This window comes from Variovorax rhizosphaerae (genome assembly GCF_037889975.1).
GTDB classification, from domain to species: Bacteria; Pseudomonadota; Gammaproteobacteria; order Burkholderiales; family Burkholderiaceae_C; genus Variovorax; species Variovorax rhizosphaerae.
On the sequence record NZ_JBBKZT010000007.1, the window covers coordinates 203,670 to 222,693 of the forward strand.

Annotated in this window: 17 protein-coding genes; 13 read left to right on the forward strand and 4 right to left on the reverse strand. The window is 67.0% G+C overall.

From position 1 onward, the window contains the following. The 5 genes from ssuD (at position 1) to WKW82_RS16630 (ending at position 3,617) form a co-directional block, all read left to right on the forward strand. Complete coding sequence (ssuD, locus tag WKW82_RS16610) at positions 1–1,170, forward strand: FMNH2-dependent alkanesulfonate monooxygenase (protein ID WP_340343412.1); 1,170 nt, start codon at positions 1–3, stop codon at positions 1,168–1,170. A gap of 5 nt (positions 1,171–1,175) precedes the next feature. Beyond that, positions 1,176–2,015, forward strand: a complete 840-nt coding sequence (gene ssuC / locus WKW82_RS16615) for an aliphatic sulfonate ABC transporter permease SsuC (protein ID WP_340343413.1) — start codon at positions 1,176–1,178, stop codon at positions 2,013–2,015. A gap of 10 nt (positions 2,016–2,025) precedes the next feature. Beyond that, positions 2,026–2,835 carry an ATP-binding cassette domain-containing protein gene (locus WKW82_RS16620; RefSeq protein WP_340343414.1) on the forward strand — a complete coding sequence of 270 codons (810 nt, stop codon included), beginning with the start codon at positions 2,026–2,028 and terminating at the stop codon, positions 2,833–2,835. A gap of 28 nt (positions 2,836–2,863) precedes the next feature. Next, complete coding sequence (locus tag WKW82_RS16625) at positions 2,864–3,079, forward strand: TOBE domain-containing protein (RefSeq protein WP_213959091.1); 216 nt, start codon at positions 2,864–2,866, stop codon at positions 3,077–3,079. 154 nt (positions 3,080–3,233) lie between these two features. After that, positions 3,234–3,617 (forward strand): hypothetical protein, encoded by a 384-nt coding sequence (locus WKW82_RS16630; protein WP_340343415.1) that lies wholly within the window; start codon positions 3,234–3,236, stop codon positions 3,615–3,617. Between the two features lie 18 nt (positions 3,618–3,635). Here the strand turns inward: WKW82_RS16630 and WKW82_RS16635 are convergent, their stop codons facing one another. Further along, positions 3,636–6,068: a PAS domain S-box protein gene (locus WKW82_RS16635; protein WP_340343416.1), complete on the reverse strand. Its 2,433-nt coding sequence runs from the start codon at positions 6,066–6,068 to the stop codon at positions 3,636–3,638. Positions 6,069–6,298: 230 nt separating this feature from the next. Further along, positions 6,299–8,731, reverse strand: coding sequence for a PAS domain-containing protein (locus WKW82_RS16640; RefSeq protein ID WP_340343417.1), 2,433 nt, complete (start codon positions 8,729–8,731; stop codon positions 6,299–6,301). Positions 8,732–8,972: 241 nt separating this feature from the next. Here WKW82_RS16640 and WKW82_RS16645 point away from each other — a divergent pair, with 241 nt between their 5' ends. The 6 genes from WKW82_RS16645 to WKW82_RS16670 all read left to right on the forward strand — a co-directional run bounded on the left by WKW82_RS16645 (position 8,973) and on the right by WKW82_RS16670 (position 14,820). Then, positions 8,973–9,182, forward strand: a complete 210-nt coding sequence (locus WKW82_RS16645) for a hypothetical protein (protein ID WP_340343418.1) — start codon at positions 8,973–8,975, stop codon at positions 9,180–9,182. Between the two features lie 8 nt (positions 9,183–9,190). Next, a complete protein-coding gene (locus WKW82_RS16650; RefSeq protein WP_340343419.1) occupies positions 9,191–10,231 on the forward strand; it encodes an extracellular catalytic domain type 1 short-chain-length polyhydroxyalkanoate depolymerase in 1,041 nt (346 codons plus the stop codon). Positions 10,232–10,475: 244 nt separating this feature from the next. Then, a complete protein-coding gene (locus WKW82_RS16655; protein ID WP_340343420.1) occupies positions 10,476–12,230 on the forward strand; it encodes an IlvD/Edd family dehydratase in 1,755 nt (584 codons plus the stop codon). 526 nt (positions 12,231–12,756) lie between these two features. Continuing rightward, entirely contained in the window at positions 12,757–13,125 is a 369-nt protein-coding gene (locus tag WKW82_RS16660; RefSeq protein WP_340343421.1) for a type 2 periplasmic-binding domain-containing protein, read from the forward strand. Between the two features lie 21 nt (positions 13,126–13,146). Beyond that, complete coding sequence (locus tag WKW82_RS16665) at positions 13,147–14,136, forward strand: molybdopterin-dependent oxidoreductase (RefSeq protein ID WP_340343422.1); 990 nt, start codon at positions 13,147–13,149, stop codon at positions 14,134–14,136. A 360-nt stretch (positions 14,137–14,496) separates the two neighbouring features. Continuing rightward, positions 14,497–14,820 carry a winged helix-turn-helix domain-containing protein gene (locus WKW82_RS16670; RefSeq protein WP_340343423.1) on the forward strand — a complete coding sequence of 108 codons (324 nt, stop codon included), beginning with the start codon at positions 14,497–14,499 and terminating at the stop codon, positions 14,818–14,820. Positions 14,821–14,837: 17 nt separating this feature from the next. Here WKW82_RS16670 and msrB read toward each other — a convergent pair whose 3' ends face one another. Then, on the reverse strand, positions 14,838–15,341 hold the full coding sequence (gene msrB, locus WKW82_RS16675; RefSeq protein ID WP_340343424.1) for a peptide-methionine (R)-S-oxide reductase MsrB: 504 nt from the start codon (positions 15,339–15,341) through the stop codon (positions 14,838–14,840). A gap of 86 nt (positions 15,342–15,427) precedes the next feature. Here msrB and WKW82_RS16680 point away from each other — a divergent pair, with 86 nt between their 5' ends. Further along, positions 15,428–16,471, forward strand: a complete 1,044-nt coding sequence (locus WKW82_RS16680; RefSeq protein WP_340343425.1) for an XdhC family protein — start codon at positions 15,428–15,430, stop codon at positions 16,469–16,471. A 118-nt stretch (positions 16,472–16,589) separates the two neighbouring features. Here WKW82_RS16680 and WKW82_RS16685 read toward each other — a convergent pair whose 3' ends face one another. Continuing rightward, on the reverse strand, positions 16,590–17,576 hold the full coding sequence (locus WKW82_RS16685) for an ABC transporter substrate-binding protein (protein WP_340343426.1): 987 nt from the start codon (positions 17,574–17,576) through the stop codon (positions 16,590–16,592). A 144-nt stretch (positions 17,577–17,720) separates the two neighbouring features. Between WKW82_RS16685 and WKW82_RS16690 the strand changes: the two genes are divergently transcribed. Further along, positions 17,721–19,016, forward strand: a complete 1,296-nt coding sequence (locus tag WKW82_RS16690) for an acetyl-CoA hydrolase/transferase family protein (RefSeq protein WP_340343427.1) — start codon at positions 17,721–17,723, stop codon at positions 19,014–19,016. Positions 19,017–19,024: the final 8 nt, after the last annotated feature.

Consider the following 19,024-nt stretch of genomic DNA (forward strand, 5'->3'; position numbering starts at 1 on the left):
ATGAAGATCTTCTGGTTCCTCCCCACCCATGGCGACAGCCGCTACCTCGGCAGCACCGAAGGCGCGCGGCAGGTCGACCTGCCTTACCTGCAGCAGATCGCAGGCGCCGCTGACCAGCTTGGCTATGAAGGCGTGCTGATCCCGACCGGCCGTTCCTGCGAAGACCCGTGGGTGATCGCGTCCAGCCTGATCGGCGCCACGCGCAAGCTCAAGTTCCTGGTCGCGGTGCGCCCGGGGCTGCACCAGCCGAGCCTGGCCGCGCGCATGGCCGCGACCTTCGACCGGCTCTCCGGCGGACGGCTGCTGGTGAATCTCGTCACCGGCGGCGACCAGGCCGAGCTCGAAGGCGACGGCGTGTTCCTCGACCATGCATCGCGCTACGAGCAGTCGGCCGAGTTCATCCGCATCTGGCGCGAGATCCTGGCGCGCAGCCATGACGGCGAGGCCTTCGACTACGAGGGCAAGCACCTGAGCGTGAAGGGCGCCAAGCTGCTCTACCCGCCGGTGCAGGCGCCGTATCCGCCCGTGTATTTCGGTGGCTCGTCGGAGGCCGCGCATGAACTGGCGGCCGAGCAGGTCGATACCTACCTGACCTGGGGCGAGCCGCCGGCCGAGGTGGCAAAGAAAGTCGCCGATGTGCGTGCGCGGGCTGCGAGCCGCGGACGCACGGTGCAGTTCGGCATCCGCCTGCATGTGATCGTCCGCGAGACCGAGGACGCCGCCTGGCAGGCCGCCGAAGACCTGATCAGCCGCGTCGATGACGACACCGTGATCCGCGCGCAGGCCGCTTTCGCGCGCATGGATTCCGAAGGCCAGCGCCGCATGGCCGCGCTGCATGCCGGTGGCAGGAAGCGCTCGCGCGCCGACCTGGAGGTGTCGCCCAACCTGTGGGCCGGCGTGGGCCTGGTGCGCGGTGGTGCGGGCACGGCGCTCGTGGGTGATGCGAAGACGGTGGCCGCCCGCATCGAGGAATACGCGGCGCTCGGGCTCGACAACTTCATCCTCTCCGGCTATCCGCACCTGGAAGAGGCTTACCGCTTCGCCGAGCTGGTGTTCCCGCTGCTGTCGAAGCGCGTGAAGCAGCAACTGCGCGGCGGGCCGCTGGGTGGGCCTTTCGGCGAGGTGGTCGCCAATCTCGATGCGCCATCGCGCCTTCATTCGCAAAGCTGAACACCATGACTGAACAAGTGCATACCTTGCCCGTCGAATCTGCATCGCCCACGGCAGCGATCAAGGCCTTTGCCGGCAACGTCGGCGCGCGGCTCGTGCCCTGGCTGGTGCCCATCACGCTGATCGTCTTGTGGCAGATCGCCTCCTCGCTGGGCTGGCTGTCTACGCGGGTGCTGCCTGCCCCCATCGACGTGGTGAAAGCTGCGTGGAACCTGGCTGTCTCGGGCGAACTGTGGACGCATGTGAAGGTGAGTGCGGGCAGGGCGCTGGCGGGGCTCGCCATCGGCGGTGGGCTCGGGCTTGCGCTGGGACTGCTGACCGGCTCGGTCAAGTTCTTCGAGACGCTGCTCGACTCGACCATCCAGATGGTGCGCAACATTCCGGCGCTGGCGCTGATCCCGCTGGTGATCCTGTGGTTCGGCATCGATGAATCGGCCAAGCTGTTCCTCATCAGCGTGTCGGTGTTCTTTCCGATCTACCTGAACACTTTCCACGGCATCCGCAATGTCGATCCGCAGTTGATCGAGATGGGGCGCACCTACGGGCTCAGCCGGTGGCAGCTCTATCGCGAAGTCATCCTGCCGGGCGCGCTGTCGTCGATCCTGGTGGGGCTGCGGTTCTCGCTCGGGCTGATGTGGGTGATCCTGATCGTGGCGGAGACCATCTCGGCGCAAGCCGGCATCGGCTACCTGACGATGAATGCGCGGGAGTTCCTGCAGACGGACATCGTGCTGGTGGGGATCCTGCTGTATGCGCTGCTGGGCAAGCTGGCCGATCTGTTCGCTCGCGGACTCGAACAGTGGTGGCTGCGTTGGCACCCTGGGTATCAGAAGAAGACTGCTTGAAAGTAACGCAATGACCGATCAAACGATTTCCAACGAAGGCGGCGTCAAGCTCGAAGTGCGCGGCGTCCACAAGCGCTATGGCCAGCGCGAGGTGCTGCGCAACACGCGGCTCGTCGTCGAGCCGGGGCAGTTCATCGCCATCGTCGGGCGCAGCGGCTGCGGCAAGAGCACCTTGTTGCGTCTTGTGGCAGGCCTGGGGAAGGCCAGCGAAGGCGCGCTCTTCACCGATGGCAAGGCCATCGACGGGCTGCACGACGACACGCGGATCATGTTCCAGGAGGCGCGCCTGCTGCCGTGGCGGCGCGTGCTGGACAACGTCACGCTGGGCCTGCCGGCAGAGGCCAAGGCGCGTGGCAAGGAAGTGCTGGCGCAGGTCGGGCTGGCCGACCGCGAGAACGAATGGCCGGCGCGCCTCTCCGGCGGACAACGGCAACGCGTCTCGCTGGCGCGCGCGCTGGTGCATCACCCGCGGCTGTTGTTGCTGGACGAACCGCTGGGCGCGCTCGATGCGCTGACCCGCATCGAGATGCACCGCCTCATCGAGGACCTGTGGCAGCGCCACCGCTTCACCGCGCTGCTGGTGACACATGACGTGCAGGAAGCGGTGGCGCTTGCCGACCGCGTGATCCTCATCGAGGACGGACGCATCGCGCTCGACGAGAACATCGCGCTGGCCCGGCCGCGCTCGCAGGGCGACCCGGCCTTTGCCGCGATCGAGAAACGCATCCTCGACCGCGTGCTGCAGAAGCCCGATGCCGAGCCGGCCAATGACCTTCACTGGGCCGACGGCCCCGCCCACGCATTGCGCTGGGCGCTCTGATCTTTTTCAAACCAAAAGGAGTTATCTCATGTCCATTCAAGCCATCAACGTCCGCAACCAGTTCAAGGGCAAGGTGAAGGAAATCATCCGCGGTGACGTCGTCTCCGAAGTGGATGTCGAGACCGCCTGGGGCGTGGTCACCTCGGTCATTACCACGCGTTCGGTGGACGAGCTGCAACTGCGGCCCGGCTCCGACGTGGTCGCGCTGGTGAAGTCGACCGAGGTGTCGATCGCGAAGCTGTAGCAGGGCGACCGCCGGCTACCGCGTGCGTGTAGGAACTTGCGAGCATCGACCTACGCGCATTGCGCCCCGGCACCCACATGGGGCGCCGGTGCGTTTGGCAACAGTGATTCATCGATTCGGCACGTTGCCGTTCGGAAATCACAGGAGTTGCGAAATGGATGAATTGCAGATGACGAAGACCCCCGCTCAATTGGCTGACGATGCGCGCCGCGCCAGCCATGACGCCACGATTGCCGCATGGAACGTCGCCGCTGAAGCACGGACCACGGGTCAGCACGCGGCACGCGTGGCCAGGGACGTGGCAAGCGATGCCGGCGTGATCGCATCGGACGCCGCCGCCACCGGACGGGTGTACGCGAGAAGCGCTGCCGCGGCCGCGAGCGAGAAGTTCGGCGAATTGAAGAACCGTGCAGCGGACCTGAGGACGTCGAGTGCCAAGTACATCGCCACCCAGCCGATGCGTGCCGTGGCCTATGCAATGGCCGGCGGCGCCGCGCTGATGGCGGTATTGGTGGCGACACGTCCGCGCCGCTACTGATGAAGACCTGCCGGTCGCTCAACGCGGCCGGCGCGCCCGGTCCGCCAGCACCCGGCGAATCCGCTTGGCCAGGGCGTCGTGCGTGTAGGGCTTGCCCAGCAACTCGACGCCCTTGTCGAGGCGCCCGCCATGCACGATCGCGTTCTGCGTGTAGCCTGAGGTGAAGATCACGGCGATGCCCGGAAGCATCTGCTGCGCGATCCGCGCCAACTCGGGACTGCGGAGCTTGCCGGGCATGACCACGTCGGTGAAGAGCAGGTCGACTTGGGCGCCATCTTCGAGGATGGCCAGGGCCGCGGCTGCGTCGCGCGCCTCCAGCACGTTGTAGCCCAGGTGACCAAGCAGTTCGACCACTGTCGCGCGCACCGCATCGTCGTCTTCGGCGACCAGGATGGTCTCGTCGCCACCTTCCATCGCATCGATTTCGGGGGGCAGGGCGCTCACTTCACCGAGATCGCGCGGCAGGTAGAGCTTCACCGTCGTGCCGTGCCCCGGTTCGCTGTAGATCTTCGTATGGCCGCCCGATTGCCGCACGAAGCCGTAGACCATCGACAGACCCAGGCCCGAACCTTTGCCCTCGGCCTTTGTCGAGAAGAAGGGCTCGAAGACTTTCGCGAGGATTTCGGGCGGGATGCCGGTCCCGGTATCCGTGACTGCCAGCATCACGTACTGCCCGGCCGCCACGCCGGGGTAGTCGCGAACATAGCGCTCATCGAGCGACGCGTTGCCGGCCTCGATGGTGAGGCGCCCCGAGCTGTTCATGGCGTCGCGCGCATTGAGGCACAGGTTGAGCAGCGCGTTCTCGACCTGCGCCACGTCCACGAAACAGTTCCATAGCCCCCCGGAGATCACGCTCTCGATCTCGATGGCATCGCCCAGCGTGCTGCGCAGCATGTCTTCCATGCCCCTGACCACGCGCGCGATGTTGGCCACCTTGGGGTCGAGCGGCTGGCGCCGCGCGAACGCGAGCAACTGGCTCGACAGGCGTGCGCCGCGTTGCGTGGCGGCGATGGCATTCGCCACATAGCGCTCGGACGAGCCATTCACGCCCATGGTGCGCGACAGCAGTTGCAGGTTGCCCGAGATCACCTGCAAGAGGTTGTTGAAGTCATGCGCCACGCCACCGGTGAGTTGGCCGACGCTTTCCATCTTCTGCGACTGGTACAGCGCGGCCTCGGTGCGCTTGAGGGCCTCGGCTGCCTCGCGGTCGGCGGTGATGTCACGGGCCACGGCATGGATGATGCGCGCCTCCGGCACGGCAGTCCAACTCAGCAGGCAGTAGTTGCCGTCCTTGCGCCGGTAGCGGTTCTCGAAGCGAAAGGTCGCAACGCCGTCGCCCAGGCCGGCGACCTCCGCCATCGTGGCGCTGTGGTCGTCCGGATGCACGAACTCCATGAAGCTGTGGCCGACGAGTTCCGCCTCCGACCATCCGAGCAAGCGCGTCCAGGCCGGGTTCACTGCGTGGATCCGCGAATCGAAGTCGGCGACGAGCATGAGGTCGGTCGACAGGCGCCAGACGCGGTCGCGGTCCGCGGTGCGCTCGGCCACCTGCGCCTCGAGCATCTGGTTCATGTTGGCCAGCATCAGCGCCGCGGCCTTCTGGTCCTCGATGTCGGTGTTGGTGCCGACCCAGTGGATGATGGCGCCGGCCTCGTCGCGCAGTGGCACGGCGCGTGTGATGTGCCAGCGGTAGACACCATCTGCGCGGCGCAGCCGGGCTTCCACCTCGTGGGCGCGGCTCTCGGCCCGCGAGCGTTCCCATTCCTCGGCGACGTCCGGGATGTCCTCGGGATGCACCATGCTCGCCCAGCCATGGCCGGCAAGTTCCTCCTGCGACAGGCCGCTGTAGGTCTCGGCGGCGTGGTTGAACCAGTCCACCAATCCATCGGCCGGGGCGGCCCAGACATGGCTTGGCACGGCTTCGGCAAAGGTCCGGAAGCGTGCATCGCCCTGGCGCACCGCCCGCTCGGCGCGCACTTTGCCGGTGGTCTCGATCACGATGGCCATCACGCCCGCCGGCTGGCCGGACTCGTCCAGCAACGGCGAATAGTCCAGGTTCATGAAAACCTGCTCGGCACGCCCTTTGCGATAGAGCGTCAGCTCCTGGTCCAGGTAGCTGAGCGTTCCGCCCGCCAGGCAGACCTGCATCACGTTGTCGTTGAAGTCGGCCACCTCGGGCCAGCCTTCGCGCACGTTCGAGCCCAGCACTTGCGGATGCCGCTGGTGCGCGAAGACGGAAAAGCCATCGTTGTAGATCATCACGCCGTCCGTGCCCCAGAGTGTGATGATCGGTACGGGCGAGCGCAGCATCAGCGACACCGCCGCCTTCATGAACGGCGGCCAATCGTCGATCGGCCCGACGCTGGTTTTCGCCCAATCGAAGTCCCCAATCAGCCGCGCCGCCTCGCCGCCGCCATTGAGAAACGGATGCGTTGTGCACTTGGGCTTCATGGCATTTTTACTAGCGGGGGAGGTGACAGCTCCTCGATTTGTAGCACCGTGCGCAGAGATTACGGACGGATAAATCACACATCCATGCGATCAATTTCGAAAGCGCTGCGCACATGAAAACCTATGGTGTAAGAACGTGCGGGCGCGGTGTCGCGCATAAACATCGCCTGTGTCCAAGCGGGTGGTACGGGCGCCAAATTTCCAGGCTGCGCCGGGGCTCGCCAAGGCGCTCAGCGCACCCGTCTCGCCCTGTCCGCCAGCACCCGGCGAATCCGCTTGGCCAGGGCGTCGTGCGTGTAGGGCTTGCCCAGCAGTTCCACGCCGCTGTCCAGTCGCCCGCCATGGACGATGGCGTTCTGCGTATAGCCCGAGGTGAACAGCACGGAGATATCCGGCAGCAACTGCTGAGCCTTGCGCGCGAGTTCCGGGCTGCGCACCCTGCCGGGCATGACCACGTCGGTGAAGAGCAGGTCGACTTGCGCACCCGCTTCAAGGATGGCCAGTGCCGCCGCCGCGTCGCGCGCCTCCAGCACGGTGTAGCCCAGGTGCCCGAGCAACTCGACCACCGTGGCCCGCACCGCATCGTCGTCTTCCGCGACCAGCACGGTCTCGTTGCCGCCGTCCAGTTCGTCGATCTCCGCCGCGACGGCCGTCACTTCCCCGACGGCGCGCGGCAGGTAGATCTTGACGGTGGTGCCATGGCCCGGTTCGCTGTAGAGCTTCACATGGCCGCCGGATTGCCGCACGAAGCCATAGACCATCGACAGCCCGAGGCCCGAGCCCTTGCCCTCGGCCTTGGTCGAGAAGAAGGGTTCGAAGACCTTCGCCTGGATCTCTGGCGGTATGCCGCTGCCGGTGTCCGTCACCGCCAGCATCACGTACTGACCGGCCGCCACGCCGGGGTAGTCCAGCACGTAGCGCTCGTCGAGCGACGCATTGCCCGCCTCGATGGTGAGGTGCCCGGAGCCTTCCATGGCATCGCGCGCGTTGAGGGCCAGGTTGAGCAGGGCGTTCTCGACCTGGGCTGCGTCGACGAAGCTGTTCCAGAGCCCACCCGAGATGACGGTCTCGATCTCGACCGCATCGCCGAGCGTGCTGCGCAGCATGTCGCCCATGCCGGTGATCACGCGGCCGATGTTGACCACTTTGGGGTCGAGCGGCTGGCGCCGTGCGAAGGCGAGCAACTGGTTCGACAGCCGCGCGCCGCGCTGCGTGGCCGCCACTGCGTTGGCCACATAGCGCTCGGCCGGCCCGTTGACACCCATGACGCGCGACAGCAGTTGCAGGTTGCCCGAGATCACCTGCAGCAGGTTGTTGAAGTCGTGCGCCACGCCGCCGGTGAGCTGGCCGACGCTTTCCATCTTCTGCGACTGGTAGAGCGCCGCCTCGGTGCGCTTGAGCGCCTCCGCCGCCTCGCGGTCCGCGGTCATGTCGCGGCCGACGGCATGGATCAGGCGCTCGTCCGGTACCGCGGTCCAAATCAGCAGGCAGTAGCTGCCGTCCTGCCGGCGGTAGCGGTTCTCGAACCGGAAGGTGGTCGCGCCGCCGGCCAGTCCGGCGACTTCCGCGAGCGTGGCGCTGCGATCGTCGGGGTGCACGTAATCGATAAAGCTGTGGCCGACCAGTTCGGTTTCCGACCAGCCCAGCAGCCGGGTCCAGGCCGGGTTCACCGAGACGATGCGTGCCTCGAAATCGGCCACCAGCATGACGTCGGTGGAGAGGCGCCCCATGCGGTCGCGGTCCGCCGTGCGCTCGGCCACCTGCTCCTCCAGCATCTGGTTCATGTTGGCCAGCACCAGCGCCGCGGCCTTCTGGTCCTCGATGTCCGTGTTGGTGCCGATCCAGTGGACGACGGTGCCGGCCTCGTCGCGCAGCGGCACGGCCCGCGCGATGTGCCATCGATAGACACCATCGACGCGACGCAGCCGGAATTCCACCTCGTAGCCGATTCCCTCGGCCCGGGCGCGGTCCCATTGCTGCGCGGCGTGGGGCAGGTCGTCCGGATGAACGATGGTGGTCCAGCCGTTGCCGGCCAACTGCGCCTGCGAGAGGCCGCAGTAGGCCGACACGTTGTGGTTGAACCAGTCGAGCAAGCCATCCGGCGCGGACGCCCAGACGTGGTTGGGCATGGCCTCGGCAAAGGTCTGGAAGCGCGCATCGCGCAGGCGCACCGCTTGTTCGGCGCGCACCTTGGCCGTCGTCTCGATCACGATCGCCATCACGCCCGCGGGCTGGCCGAGTTCATCCAGCAGCGGCGAATAGTCGAGGTTCATCCAGACCTGCTCGGCCTGCCCGGTGCGGTAGAGCGTGAGTTCCTGGTCCTTGTAGCTGAGCGTGCCGCCCGCGAGTCCGACCTTCATCACGTTGTCGTTGAAGTCGGCGACCTCGGGCCAGCCTTCGCGCACGTTGGAGCCCAGCAACTGCGGATGCCGCGCGCTGGCGAAGACGGAGTACGCGTCGTTGTAGATCATCACGCCGTGCGGGCCCCAGAGCGTGACGATGGGCACGTCGGAGAGCAGCACCATCGACAGGACCGCCTTCATTCCCTGGGGCCAATCGTCGATGGGGCCGACGCTGGTGCGCGCCCAGTCGAAGTTCGCGATCAACTGCGCCGCCTGGCCGCCGCCGGTGAGAAAGGGGTGCGTGGCGGGGCGGGGTTTCATGGAAACTTTCGCGGCGTTCAGTGTGGGAGGGGATCGGTTTTGTAGCACCCGTCGGCGCGTTTTCAGGTAGGCGGAGAACGCGACCCGGGCCTCGGTCACCAAAGCAGCGCGCACCGGCAAGTGCGTAAGAACCTGCCGACGCGGTGTCGCGGACAAAACGTCCCGCGTGGCCATGCCTGCGGACTTCATGCTCAGGGCTTCGGCCATTCCGGCCCGCCCCCTGACCCTGAAGGACCCCACCATGCGCAACCCCTGGACCACCAAGAACCCCTTCATGAGCATGTGGCTGAGTGCCGCGAACCGGGCCGCCGGCTCGGCCAAGGGCCAAGCGACTGCGGCGGCCAAGCGCAATGTCGCGACCGCGCAGGCGGACGTCACGCGGCAGGTGCTCGACTTCTGGAGCGGCAAGGGCATTGCCAAGGCTGCGACGAAGAAGAAGACGCGTCGTTGAACGCGGGCATGGCAAGGCGATACAAGGCCCCGAAGCTCCCGTCGTGGGGTGCGATTTTCCAGCGCAGCGTCGCGACGATGACACGGCAAGGCATGCGCGCGGGACAGAGCGCGATGGCCTCGGTGGTCAAGCAGGCCGTCAAGCAGACGGTGAAGCAGACGCTCAAGCAGCGCAAGCCGCCCGCGGGCGCCGGGCAATGGCTGCAGGGCGTGGCGATGGGGGCGGCGGGGATGCGGCGCTACCGGCTCTATCGGCCGCCCAACGTCAAGATGGGCGAGCGGCTGCCGTTGATGGTGATGCTGCACGGTTGCAGCCAGGACGCCCGGACTTTCGCCAACAGCACGCGCATGAACGTGATCGCGGCGCGCGAGCGCTTCATGGTGCTGTACCCGGAGCAGGACCGCGTCTCCAATCCGCAAGGCTGCTGGAACTGGTACGACACGACGGGCGGCCGGGCGTATGCGGAGGCTGGGCTCATCATGAGCGCTATCGACCAGGCCACGCTGCTGTATGGGGCGGATCGCGCCCGCATCGCGGTGGTGGGGCTTTCGGCGGGCGCCAGCATGGCGGCGCTGCTGGCGAGTCGGCATCCGGAAAGGTTCAAGGCGGTCGTGATGCATTCGGGCATCCCGCCCGGAACGGCGCATTCGACGATGTCGGCACTCGGCGCGATGCACGGCCTGCGGTCCACCAAGACCCTGGCGGCCCGGCCGTTGACGGTGGTCGAGGCATGGCCGCCGCTGATGGTGATCCATGGCAACCTGGACCGCGTCGTTTCGCTTCACAACGGCCACGCGGCCGTGCAGGCCTGGGCCAGGGCCAGCGGCGCCCGGGCCACCGCCACCCGCAGCGTGCAACGCGGCACGCGCTATGCGACGAGCGTGACCGACTACAAGCGCAAGGGCAGCACGGTCGCCACATTGGTGGAGGTCGCGCGGCTGGGGCATGCATGGAGCGGCGGTGCTGCGTCCGAGCACTTCAGCGACGACAAGGGACCGGATGCCTCGCGGATGGCCTGGACCTTCGCGTCGAAGCAGTTCAGGCGCTGAGGGCGGTCCGCGCTGCGCTCGATGGGCATTCCGGGGCTCGGGAAGCCCCGGGAAGCATTGGTGGAACGGCGAGGTGCTGAATTGCTGCAAGGCGCTGCCGCAGGCTCGCAGAAACGAGCAGCGCGCAGTCGTGTCGTGGGCGTTTGCGGGGGCCTTGTCCTGGAACCCCGTCCGCCGAGTTGTGGTCGAGAATCCGGTCGTGCGTTTCCAGTTCGAAAGCACGATAAGACCCCGAAAGATCACGATGCCCCCATCCCCCTTCGAACCCACCGACCCGCCCGACAACTCCGGCATGCGCAAGGGCCTCACCAGCTATGGCGACCAGGGCTTCTCGCTCTTCCTGCGCAAGGCCTTCATCAAGGGGGCAGGCTTCACCGATGCTGCGCTGGACCGGCCCGTCGTCGGCATTACCAACACCGGCAGTGCCTACAACCCTTGCCACGGCAACGCGCCGCAGCTCATCGAGGCGGTCAAGCGTGGCGTGATGCTCGCCGGCGGCCTGCCGATGGACTTCCCGACCATCAGCATCCACGAGAGCTTTGCCGCGCCGACCAGCATGTTCCTGCGCAACCTGATGTCCATGGACACCGAGGAACTGGTGCGCGCGCAACCGATGGACGCGGTGGTGCTGATCGGCGGCTGCGACAAGACCGTGCCCGCGCAACTCATGGGCGCGGCCTCGGCCGGCATCCCGTCGATCCAGCTCATCACCGGCTCGATGCTGACCGGCAGCCATCGCGGCGAGCGCGTGGGCGCGTGTACCGACTGCCGACGCTACTGGGCCCGCTACCGCGCCGACGAGATCGACGTGGAAGAGACCGTCGACGTCAACAACCAGCTGGTCGCGAGCGTCGGCACCTGCTCCGTGATGGGCACGGCCAGCACGATGGCCTGCATCGCCGAGGCACTGGGCATGACGATGACGGGCGGCGCATCGCCCCCGGCCGTGACCGCCGATCGCATCCGCATTGCCGAGCAGACCGGCGCCCAGGCCGTGCAGATGGCTCGCGACCGGCTCACCATCGACAAGGTGCTGACGCCGGCCGCCTTCGAGAACGCGATGCGGGTGCTGCTGGCGATCGGCGGCTCGACCAACGGCATCGTGCACCTCACGGCCATCGCCGGCCGCATGGGCCTGGAGATCGACCTGGCCGCGCTCGACCGCATGGGACGCGACACGCCGGTGCTGCTGGACTTGAAGCCATCGGGCCAGCACTACATGGAGGACTTCCATGCGGCCGGTGGCATGGCAACGCTGCTGCGTGAACTCAAGCCGCTGTTGAAGCTCGACGCCATGACGGTGACGGGCCGAACGCTCGGCGAGGAGATCGAGCGTGCCGGGCCGGGCTTCAAGCAGGACGTGGTGCGTTCCATCGCCAATCCGATCTATGCGCAAGGCGGCATGGCCGTGCTGCGCGGCAACCTGGCGCCGGGCGGCGCGATCATCAAGCAGTCGGCTGCCGACCCCAAGCTCATGGAGCATGAAGGCCGCGCCGTGGTGTTCGAGGATATCGAGGACCTGGCCACCCGCATCGATAGCGACGACCTCGACGTGACCGCGCAGGACATGCTGGTGCTGAAGAACATCGGACCCAAGGGCGCGCCGGGCATGCCCGAGGCGGGGTACATCCCGATCCCGCGCAAGCTGGCGCGGGCGGGGGTGAAAGACATCGTGCGGATCTCGGATGGGCGCATGAGCGGCACGGCCTTCGGCACCATCGTGCTGCACGTGACACCGGAATCCGCAATCGGCGGGCCGCTGGCCTATGTGCAGAACGGCGACCGCATCCGGCTGAGCGTTGCAAATCGCGAGGTCGCGCTGCTGGTTTCGGACGAGGAACTGGCACGACGCGCCAAGGCGTCGCCGGTGGTTGAGCCCACCGCCGAGCGCGGTTATCGCAAGCTGTTCCTGCAGTCGGTGATGCAGGCGGACAAGGGGGTGGACTTCGACTTCCTGCGCGCCGCGAAGATGGTGGACAAGGTGCCGCGCAAAGGTTGAGCAGCACGCGGCCGGACGGCACGCTGCGCACCGATCTGGTGACGAAAGAAGTCGGGGTGGCGGGCCGGAGTTTTGACAGGCACCCTGAGTCCGTGTCCCCTCAGGTGCCGGACGGGCACGAGCTTGCGCGCCCGGCCTCCACCACAAGGCGATGCACGCGCTCGTCCGGCAGGTTGACGAGCTGTTCCGCCGTGGCGTCGGATCTCGTGCAGCACACGATGCCCAATCGCGCCCGGCAGCGTGCCGAGGCCGCTCGGCGGAACAGGACGCGGCAGTCGCAGGTGAGCCGTCGAAAGCCTCCAACGCGCATGGCCCTCGATGCAAATCGGACAGTGGACCGCTGCGGATCTCGAGGAAGCTCCAACCTTCGGGTCCGGAAGACGCAGCGTCGGAGGCTGTCGCGATATGATTCGCGGAATACAACGCTCGGCGTTCTGCCGAAGCCATATTCAGGAGGCGCTTCTTCATGGTCATCGCGACGCGGCGGCTGATCTCACGGTTCTTGCCTGTTCTTCTGACAGTGTTCGTGTCAGCGACACCGGCCTGGGCACAGGACAGCCTGGTGCTCTACGGCGCAGGCTCCTTGCGCGAGGCGATGACCGAAGTCGCGGCTGCCTTCACCGCCAGCGACAAGATCCTGGTGACCACGTACGGCAGGGTCGACCTGGCCATCGTCCATCGCTCGGCCCGCGAGCGCTACGCCAGGCTGGACAAGGATCTCTCGCTGGTGCCCTTCGCACCGGAACTGCAGGTCGGCCCGCAAAACGGCCTTGCCGTCATCAAGGGCGCGAGGCCGGAGGCGATGCTGCTGGCGCTGCGCATCCTTTTCCCGGAAGGGCAGGCGATCCTCGCGAAAAATGGGTTCAAGGCAATCGCCTTGCCCCAAGGCCGTTGAACAAAGTCAGGGAGATACGCGATGCGACGGAACATGAAGTGGGCGGGTTGTGCGACGGTGGCCGTGGCGCTGCTGGGTGGGTGTGGTGGTGGAGGTGGCCCGCCCGGCGTGGAGAACTACATCTCGCCTGTGCTGTTGATCGGCGGTGCGGTCGACCGTCCTTCCGCTGTCAGCCTGGCCACGCTGGCCGCCAAGCCGGAGGTGACGCAGACGGTCACCTTCGACAGTGGCACCACGCCGCAGACCCACACCTACATCGGGGCCAGCCTGTGGTCGCTCCTGGGCGATGCAGGGATCCAGGCCGACGCTTCGCGCAAGAACGACCTGCTGAGCCGCTACGTCCTGGCGACAGGCACGGATGGCGACCAGGTGGTTTTCACAGTGGGTGAGCTGAGTCCCGACTTCGGCAACAAGGCGAGCCTCGTGGCCTATCGCGAGACGTCCTACGGTTTCCAGGGGCCGTTGGGCGCCGGCCAAGGGCCGGTGCGCGCGACGGCGCCGGGCGATGTGAAAGACGGGCGCTACGTTTCGAAGCTGACCGGGCTGGAAGTGTTCGCGTCGCCTGCAACCACGCCGGGCGTGGGCGGAGGTGTGTCGCCATCGTTCAAGGTCTCTGGTGCCGTGACGGCTCCGGTGACCTTCGACCTGGCCGCCTTGCAGGCCTTGCCAAGGATCAGTCAGGCGATTGGAACCAGCACCTATACCGGGGTCAGCCTGTGGACCTTGCTGAACGTGGTGGGGCTCCGGCAGTCGGCCTCCGCCAGCAACCCGACGCTGTCGATGTATGTCGTTGCAACGGGCAGCGATGGCTATCGCGCGGCGGTGTCGCTGGGCGAGATCGACCCGGATTTCGGCGCCAAGGGCGCCTTGATCGCCTACGAAGTCGACGGGTCGGGCCTGCGCGCGAGCGGCATGGCGCGCCTCATCGTCCCTGGGGAAGTGAAGCAGGGCCGGTCGGTGTCGAACCTGACGGCGATCGAGGTCTTCGTGGCGCGCAGCGGCGGCAGTTGAGGCTTGGGTCTTGCATTGGCGATTCCGATCAACTGCTCAGCAAAGTCTCCCCATCTCGACCTTGGCCGAAGGCATGAACCTGGTCGAAGGCGGCAAGGCCTACGCGTCATCAAGGCATCCAGCGTGATGATCGGTACCGACTGACCGGGAAAACCGGCACAGCTTGGGCAGGCGCCATGCGGCGAACCCCACGTGCGCCCGAGCCAATGTCGCGCTAACCTGCGAGCCATTCAATTGCACGATGCCGTCGACATGCCCAGAGCTCCCGCGAAAACCTCGCTTCCAAGCAAAGCCGCCAAAGTTGCCAAGGCGGCACAGCCTGCGAAAGCGCAGGCGCTGAAACCCAAGGTCCGCTTCCGCATGCGCGTCACCGCGGGCGACATCATCGCGATCGGCCCCGGCAAGATCCAACTGCTGGAAGCGATCCTCGAAACCGGCTCGCTCACGGCCGGCGCCAAGCACATCGGCATGTCGTACCGGCGCGCCTGGCTGCTGATCAACGAACTCAACAGTGCCTTGAAGAAGCCCGCCGTCGAATCCGGCAAAGGGGGCGAGCATGGCGGCGGCAGCGTGGTCACCGACGTGGGTTGTCGGCTGATCGAGCACTACCGCAACATCGAGACGACTGCGGCGGAGGCCTGCAAGGCGGAGATTCGCGCGTTGACCGGCCTGCTGGCGGACTGAAGCCCCCGAAACAGTCCTCAAGCCGCTGGCGCAGCGCCCGGCGAGAACGTCAACGCCAACCCGTTCATGCAATACCGCAGCCCCGTCGGCTTCGGCCCATCGTCGAACACGTGGCCCAGGTGCCCGCCACAGCGCCGGCACAGCACCTCGTCGCGGCTCATGCCGAGGCTGTTGTCTGCGGCCTTGACCACGGCGTTGTCGAGCGGCTTCCAGAAGCTGGGCCAGCCGGTGCCGCTGTCGAACTTGGTGGCGGACGAGAACAGCGGCAACTGGCAACCCGCGCAGGAAAACACGCCGGCGCGGTGCTCCTTGTTCAGCGGGCTGGTGAAGGGCGGCTCGGTGTCGGCCCGGCGCAGTACCGCGTACTGCTGCGGCGAGAGGCGCTTCTTCCATTCGGCGTCGCTGAAGCTCACCTCATAGGCCCTGGCGGCATGCGCCGTCGTGGTGGACATCATCCATCCGGGCAGCGCGGCCAGGGAAGATGCCGTGAGGGTGTTCAGGAATTGCCTGCGGTGGTACATACGAGGTCTCCAGGGGGTCCATTCGATGGACTTGCGTGGCAATGGTCCGCGCTCTGGAACAACCTTGTGACACCAAAGGAATCGGCATGACGGATGTACACGGTGAAAAGGCGCGCGACCTGGCAGCGGGGGTGCTCGAACATGTGCTGCAGTGGAACGAAGCCGGCGCCGGCGTGGTGCTGGCCACGGTGGTGAAGGCATGGTCGACCGCCCCGCGGCGCGCCGGCACGCAGATGGCCGTGCACGAGAACGGCACGCACGCCGGCACCCTGTTCGGCACCAGCGTCGACACGCTGGTGGTGGCGGCCGCGCTGGGTGCGCTGGCGGAGGGCAAGGACGCGATGGTGAACGTGTCGGTGGACGACGCCACGGCCTCGGCCGCCGGCATGGCTTGCGGCGGCGGACTGGAGATCCGGCTGGAATGCATCGGTGGCGGGTCAGGGGGGCACGGTGGCCAGGTCGGTGTGCTGCGCGAGACGCTCGACGCGATGCGCAGCGGCCACAGCGTCGTGCTGTGCACCGGGCTTGCCGATGGGCGGCGCCTGCTGATCTCTGGGAACGGGCCCGCATCGGGCGCGTGGGCAAGCGAGGCCCACAAGCGGGCGCGCATGGACGACACCGCGATTGCGCTGGTGGAGGGGGACGAGGTGCTGTTCCAGGTGTTCAACGCACCGTTGCGCCTGTTCGTGGTGGGTGCGGTGCGCACGGGCCGGGCCTTGCGTGACGCGGCGCAATTGATCGGTTTCGAGGTGACCATCATCGAGTCGCGCGCCCATGCCGCGGGCCCGGAATTCGCCAGCGTGAACATGCTGGTGGGCGATGTGGGCGCGACGATGCGGTCGCTGCATCTGGACAGCCGCTGTGCGGTCGTGGTGCTGGCGCATGCGCCGGAGATCGACGATCCGGCGCTCATCGAGGCGGTGCGCAGCCACGTCTTCTACATCGGCGCGCTGGGCAGCCGCAAGTCGCATGCGGCGCGGCTGGCGCGGCTGGAGCAAGCGGGCGTGACGGCCGAGCAGTGCGCCAGGATCCACGGGCCCGCGGGCTTGGACATCGGTGCGATCGGGCCGGCGGAGATCGCGGCGTCGATCGTGGCCGAGATGGTGGCGGTGTTGCGCAAGACGCATTGACGCGGACTTGACTCATGCGACTTTGCAATCAATCGCAGAACAAGGCGGAGCGCCGCAGACAGTGCTGTAGCACGGCAGGGCGATCCAACGCAGTCATGCGGTTGATTGCGAAGTCGTATCACTCGATGAGTGCATCGGCGCGCAACAGCAAGGGTTGGCGCAGGGTCAGCCCGATCGCCTTGGCGGTCTTCAGGTTGATGACCAGTTCGAAGGTCGTGGGTTGCTCCACCGGCAGATCCGCTGGAAGCGCGCCGCGCAGGATCTTGTCGACATAGCTCGCGGCCCGGTAGAACTGCTCGGCCAGGTTGGGGCCGTAGCTCATCAGCCCGCCGGCCTGCACGGGCTCCCGCGTCGAGAACAGCGTGGGCAGGCGTTGCTGGACGGCCAGTTCGGCGATGCGGCGCGCCTGCGAGAAAAACAGCCCGTCCCCAAGCACGATCAGCGCCTGCGCGCCGCGCTGCCGGATCGCGCCGAAGGCTGCCTCGATCTGGCCGGCATCCGCCGCCTGGAGGGGCAGCACGCGCACGGACGCCGGGGTCGCAGCCTGGATGCTCCGCAGGTAGTCGGGGTGGCCTGGGTGACCCGGGTTCATCAGGACCGCGACCGTGGAGAGGCCGGGCAAGGCCTCGCGCAGGAACCCCAGGTACTTGGCGCTGAGGTCGGCACCTACGCTGGACACGCCGGTCACATTGCCGCCGGGCCGCGACAGGCTCTGGACGAAGCCGAAGACCAGCGGATCGCCGCTTGCCGCGAAGACGATGGGCACGGTGCTTGTGGCTCTCCGCATTGTCTGGATGGCGGCGGGCCCCGCGGCCACGATGAGGTCCGGCTTCTGCGCGAGCAACGAGGCCGCGAGGGCGGGAAGTTGGTCGTAGGCGCTCTCCGCCCAGCGCGCATCGATGAGGATGTCCGTGCCCTCCACCTGGCCCAGGTCGCGCAGGCCCGCGCGGAGTCGATCCAGACGGTTGCCGGCTGTGCTGGCCGAAGCGGTGTCCAGGTAGCCGATGCGCACCGGCTTCGATGCGGGCCGTTGCGCGAGCGCGGCGCGTGGGGCGCAGGCCGCACCCACCGCGAGCGTCAGGAGGATTCTTCGGAGCTTGTTCACGCGGAGCGAGTATGGGCCGTTGCGGGCCAATGCGCCATGTGCAAGTCAAACCCGTGGAAGCACGACTGCGACATCCGCAGAAGCCGCCCTATATTCCATGGCGGCCGCGGGCAAGGACCGTGGCCATCCACAAGGAGCAACTGCATGTCTTTCGAGGCGATGTACCAGGAAAAGCGGACTTCCGCGGCGGAGGCCGTGCGACAGGTGCGCGACGGCGATTTCATCATCGTGCCCACCGGCGTCGGCGAGCCGCCGGCGTTGCTGACGGCACTGTCCGAGCAGCGGCTCGATTTCCGCGACGTGAAGGTCGCCCAGATCCTGGCCGTTCGCAAGTACGCTTACATCGACCCGGAGACCACGCAGCATGTGCGGCACGTCGCCTTCTTCTATGGCGGTGCGACGCGTGCCGGCGGACAGGCGGGATGGATCGACTTCATCCCCAACTACTTCTCCGAGATCCCGCGAATGATCGAGCGCGGGCAGATCCCGGCCGACGTGGTGTTCAGCATGGCCTCGCCGATGGACGAGGAGGGCTTTTTCTCGCTGAGCCTGGGCGCCGACTACACGATGGCCGGCGTGGCCAAGGCCCGCGCGGTGGTGCTGGAGGTCAACCCCAACGTGCCCTTCGCCTTCGGTGACTGCCGCGTGCATGTCTCGAAGGTCGCGGCACTGGTGGAGAGCAGCGAGCCGGTGCTGGAGGTCGGCCTGCCGGTCATCGGGCCGGTGCAGGAGGCGATCGGCAAGCATGTGGCCGAGCGGATCGACGATGGCTCGACGCTGCAGATCGGCTACGGCGGGATTCCGGATGCGGTGGTCATGCAGTTGACGCACAAGCACGACCTCGGCATCCATACCGAGATGATCGGCGACGGCATCCTCTCGCTGGTGGAAAGTGGCGCTGTCACCAACAGGCGCAAGAACTACCTGCCGGGCAAGTCGGTCGCGACCTTCGCGCTCGGGTCGCGCAAGCTCTACCAGTACATGCACCGCAACCCGGCGCTGGAGATGCATCCGGTGAACTTCACCAACGACCCGGCGCTGGCGGGGCTGAACGACAACCTGGTCTCCATCAACGCGACCTTGCAGATCGACCTGCTGGGCCAGTGCGGCTCTGAAAGCCTGGGGCTGTCGCCCTATTCAGGCACGGGCGGGCAGTCCGACTTCGTACGCGCGGCGAATCGCTCGCGCGGCGGCAAGTCCTTCATCGTGCTGCCTTCGACGGCGAAGGGCGATGCCATTTCGCGCATCGTCCCGGTTCTGTCGCCGGGCACGCACGTCAGCACCAGCAAGAACGACATCAGCCATGTCGTCACCGAATACGGCGTGGCGCAGTTGCGTGGGAAGTCGGCGAAGCAGCGTGCACTGGAACTGATCGGCATCGCCCACCCGGCGTTTCGTGGCGAATTGACGGACCAGGCCAGATCGATGCGCATCCTCTGATTCGGAGC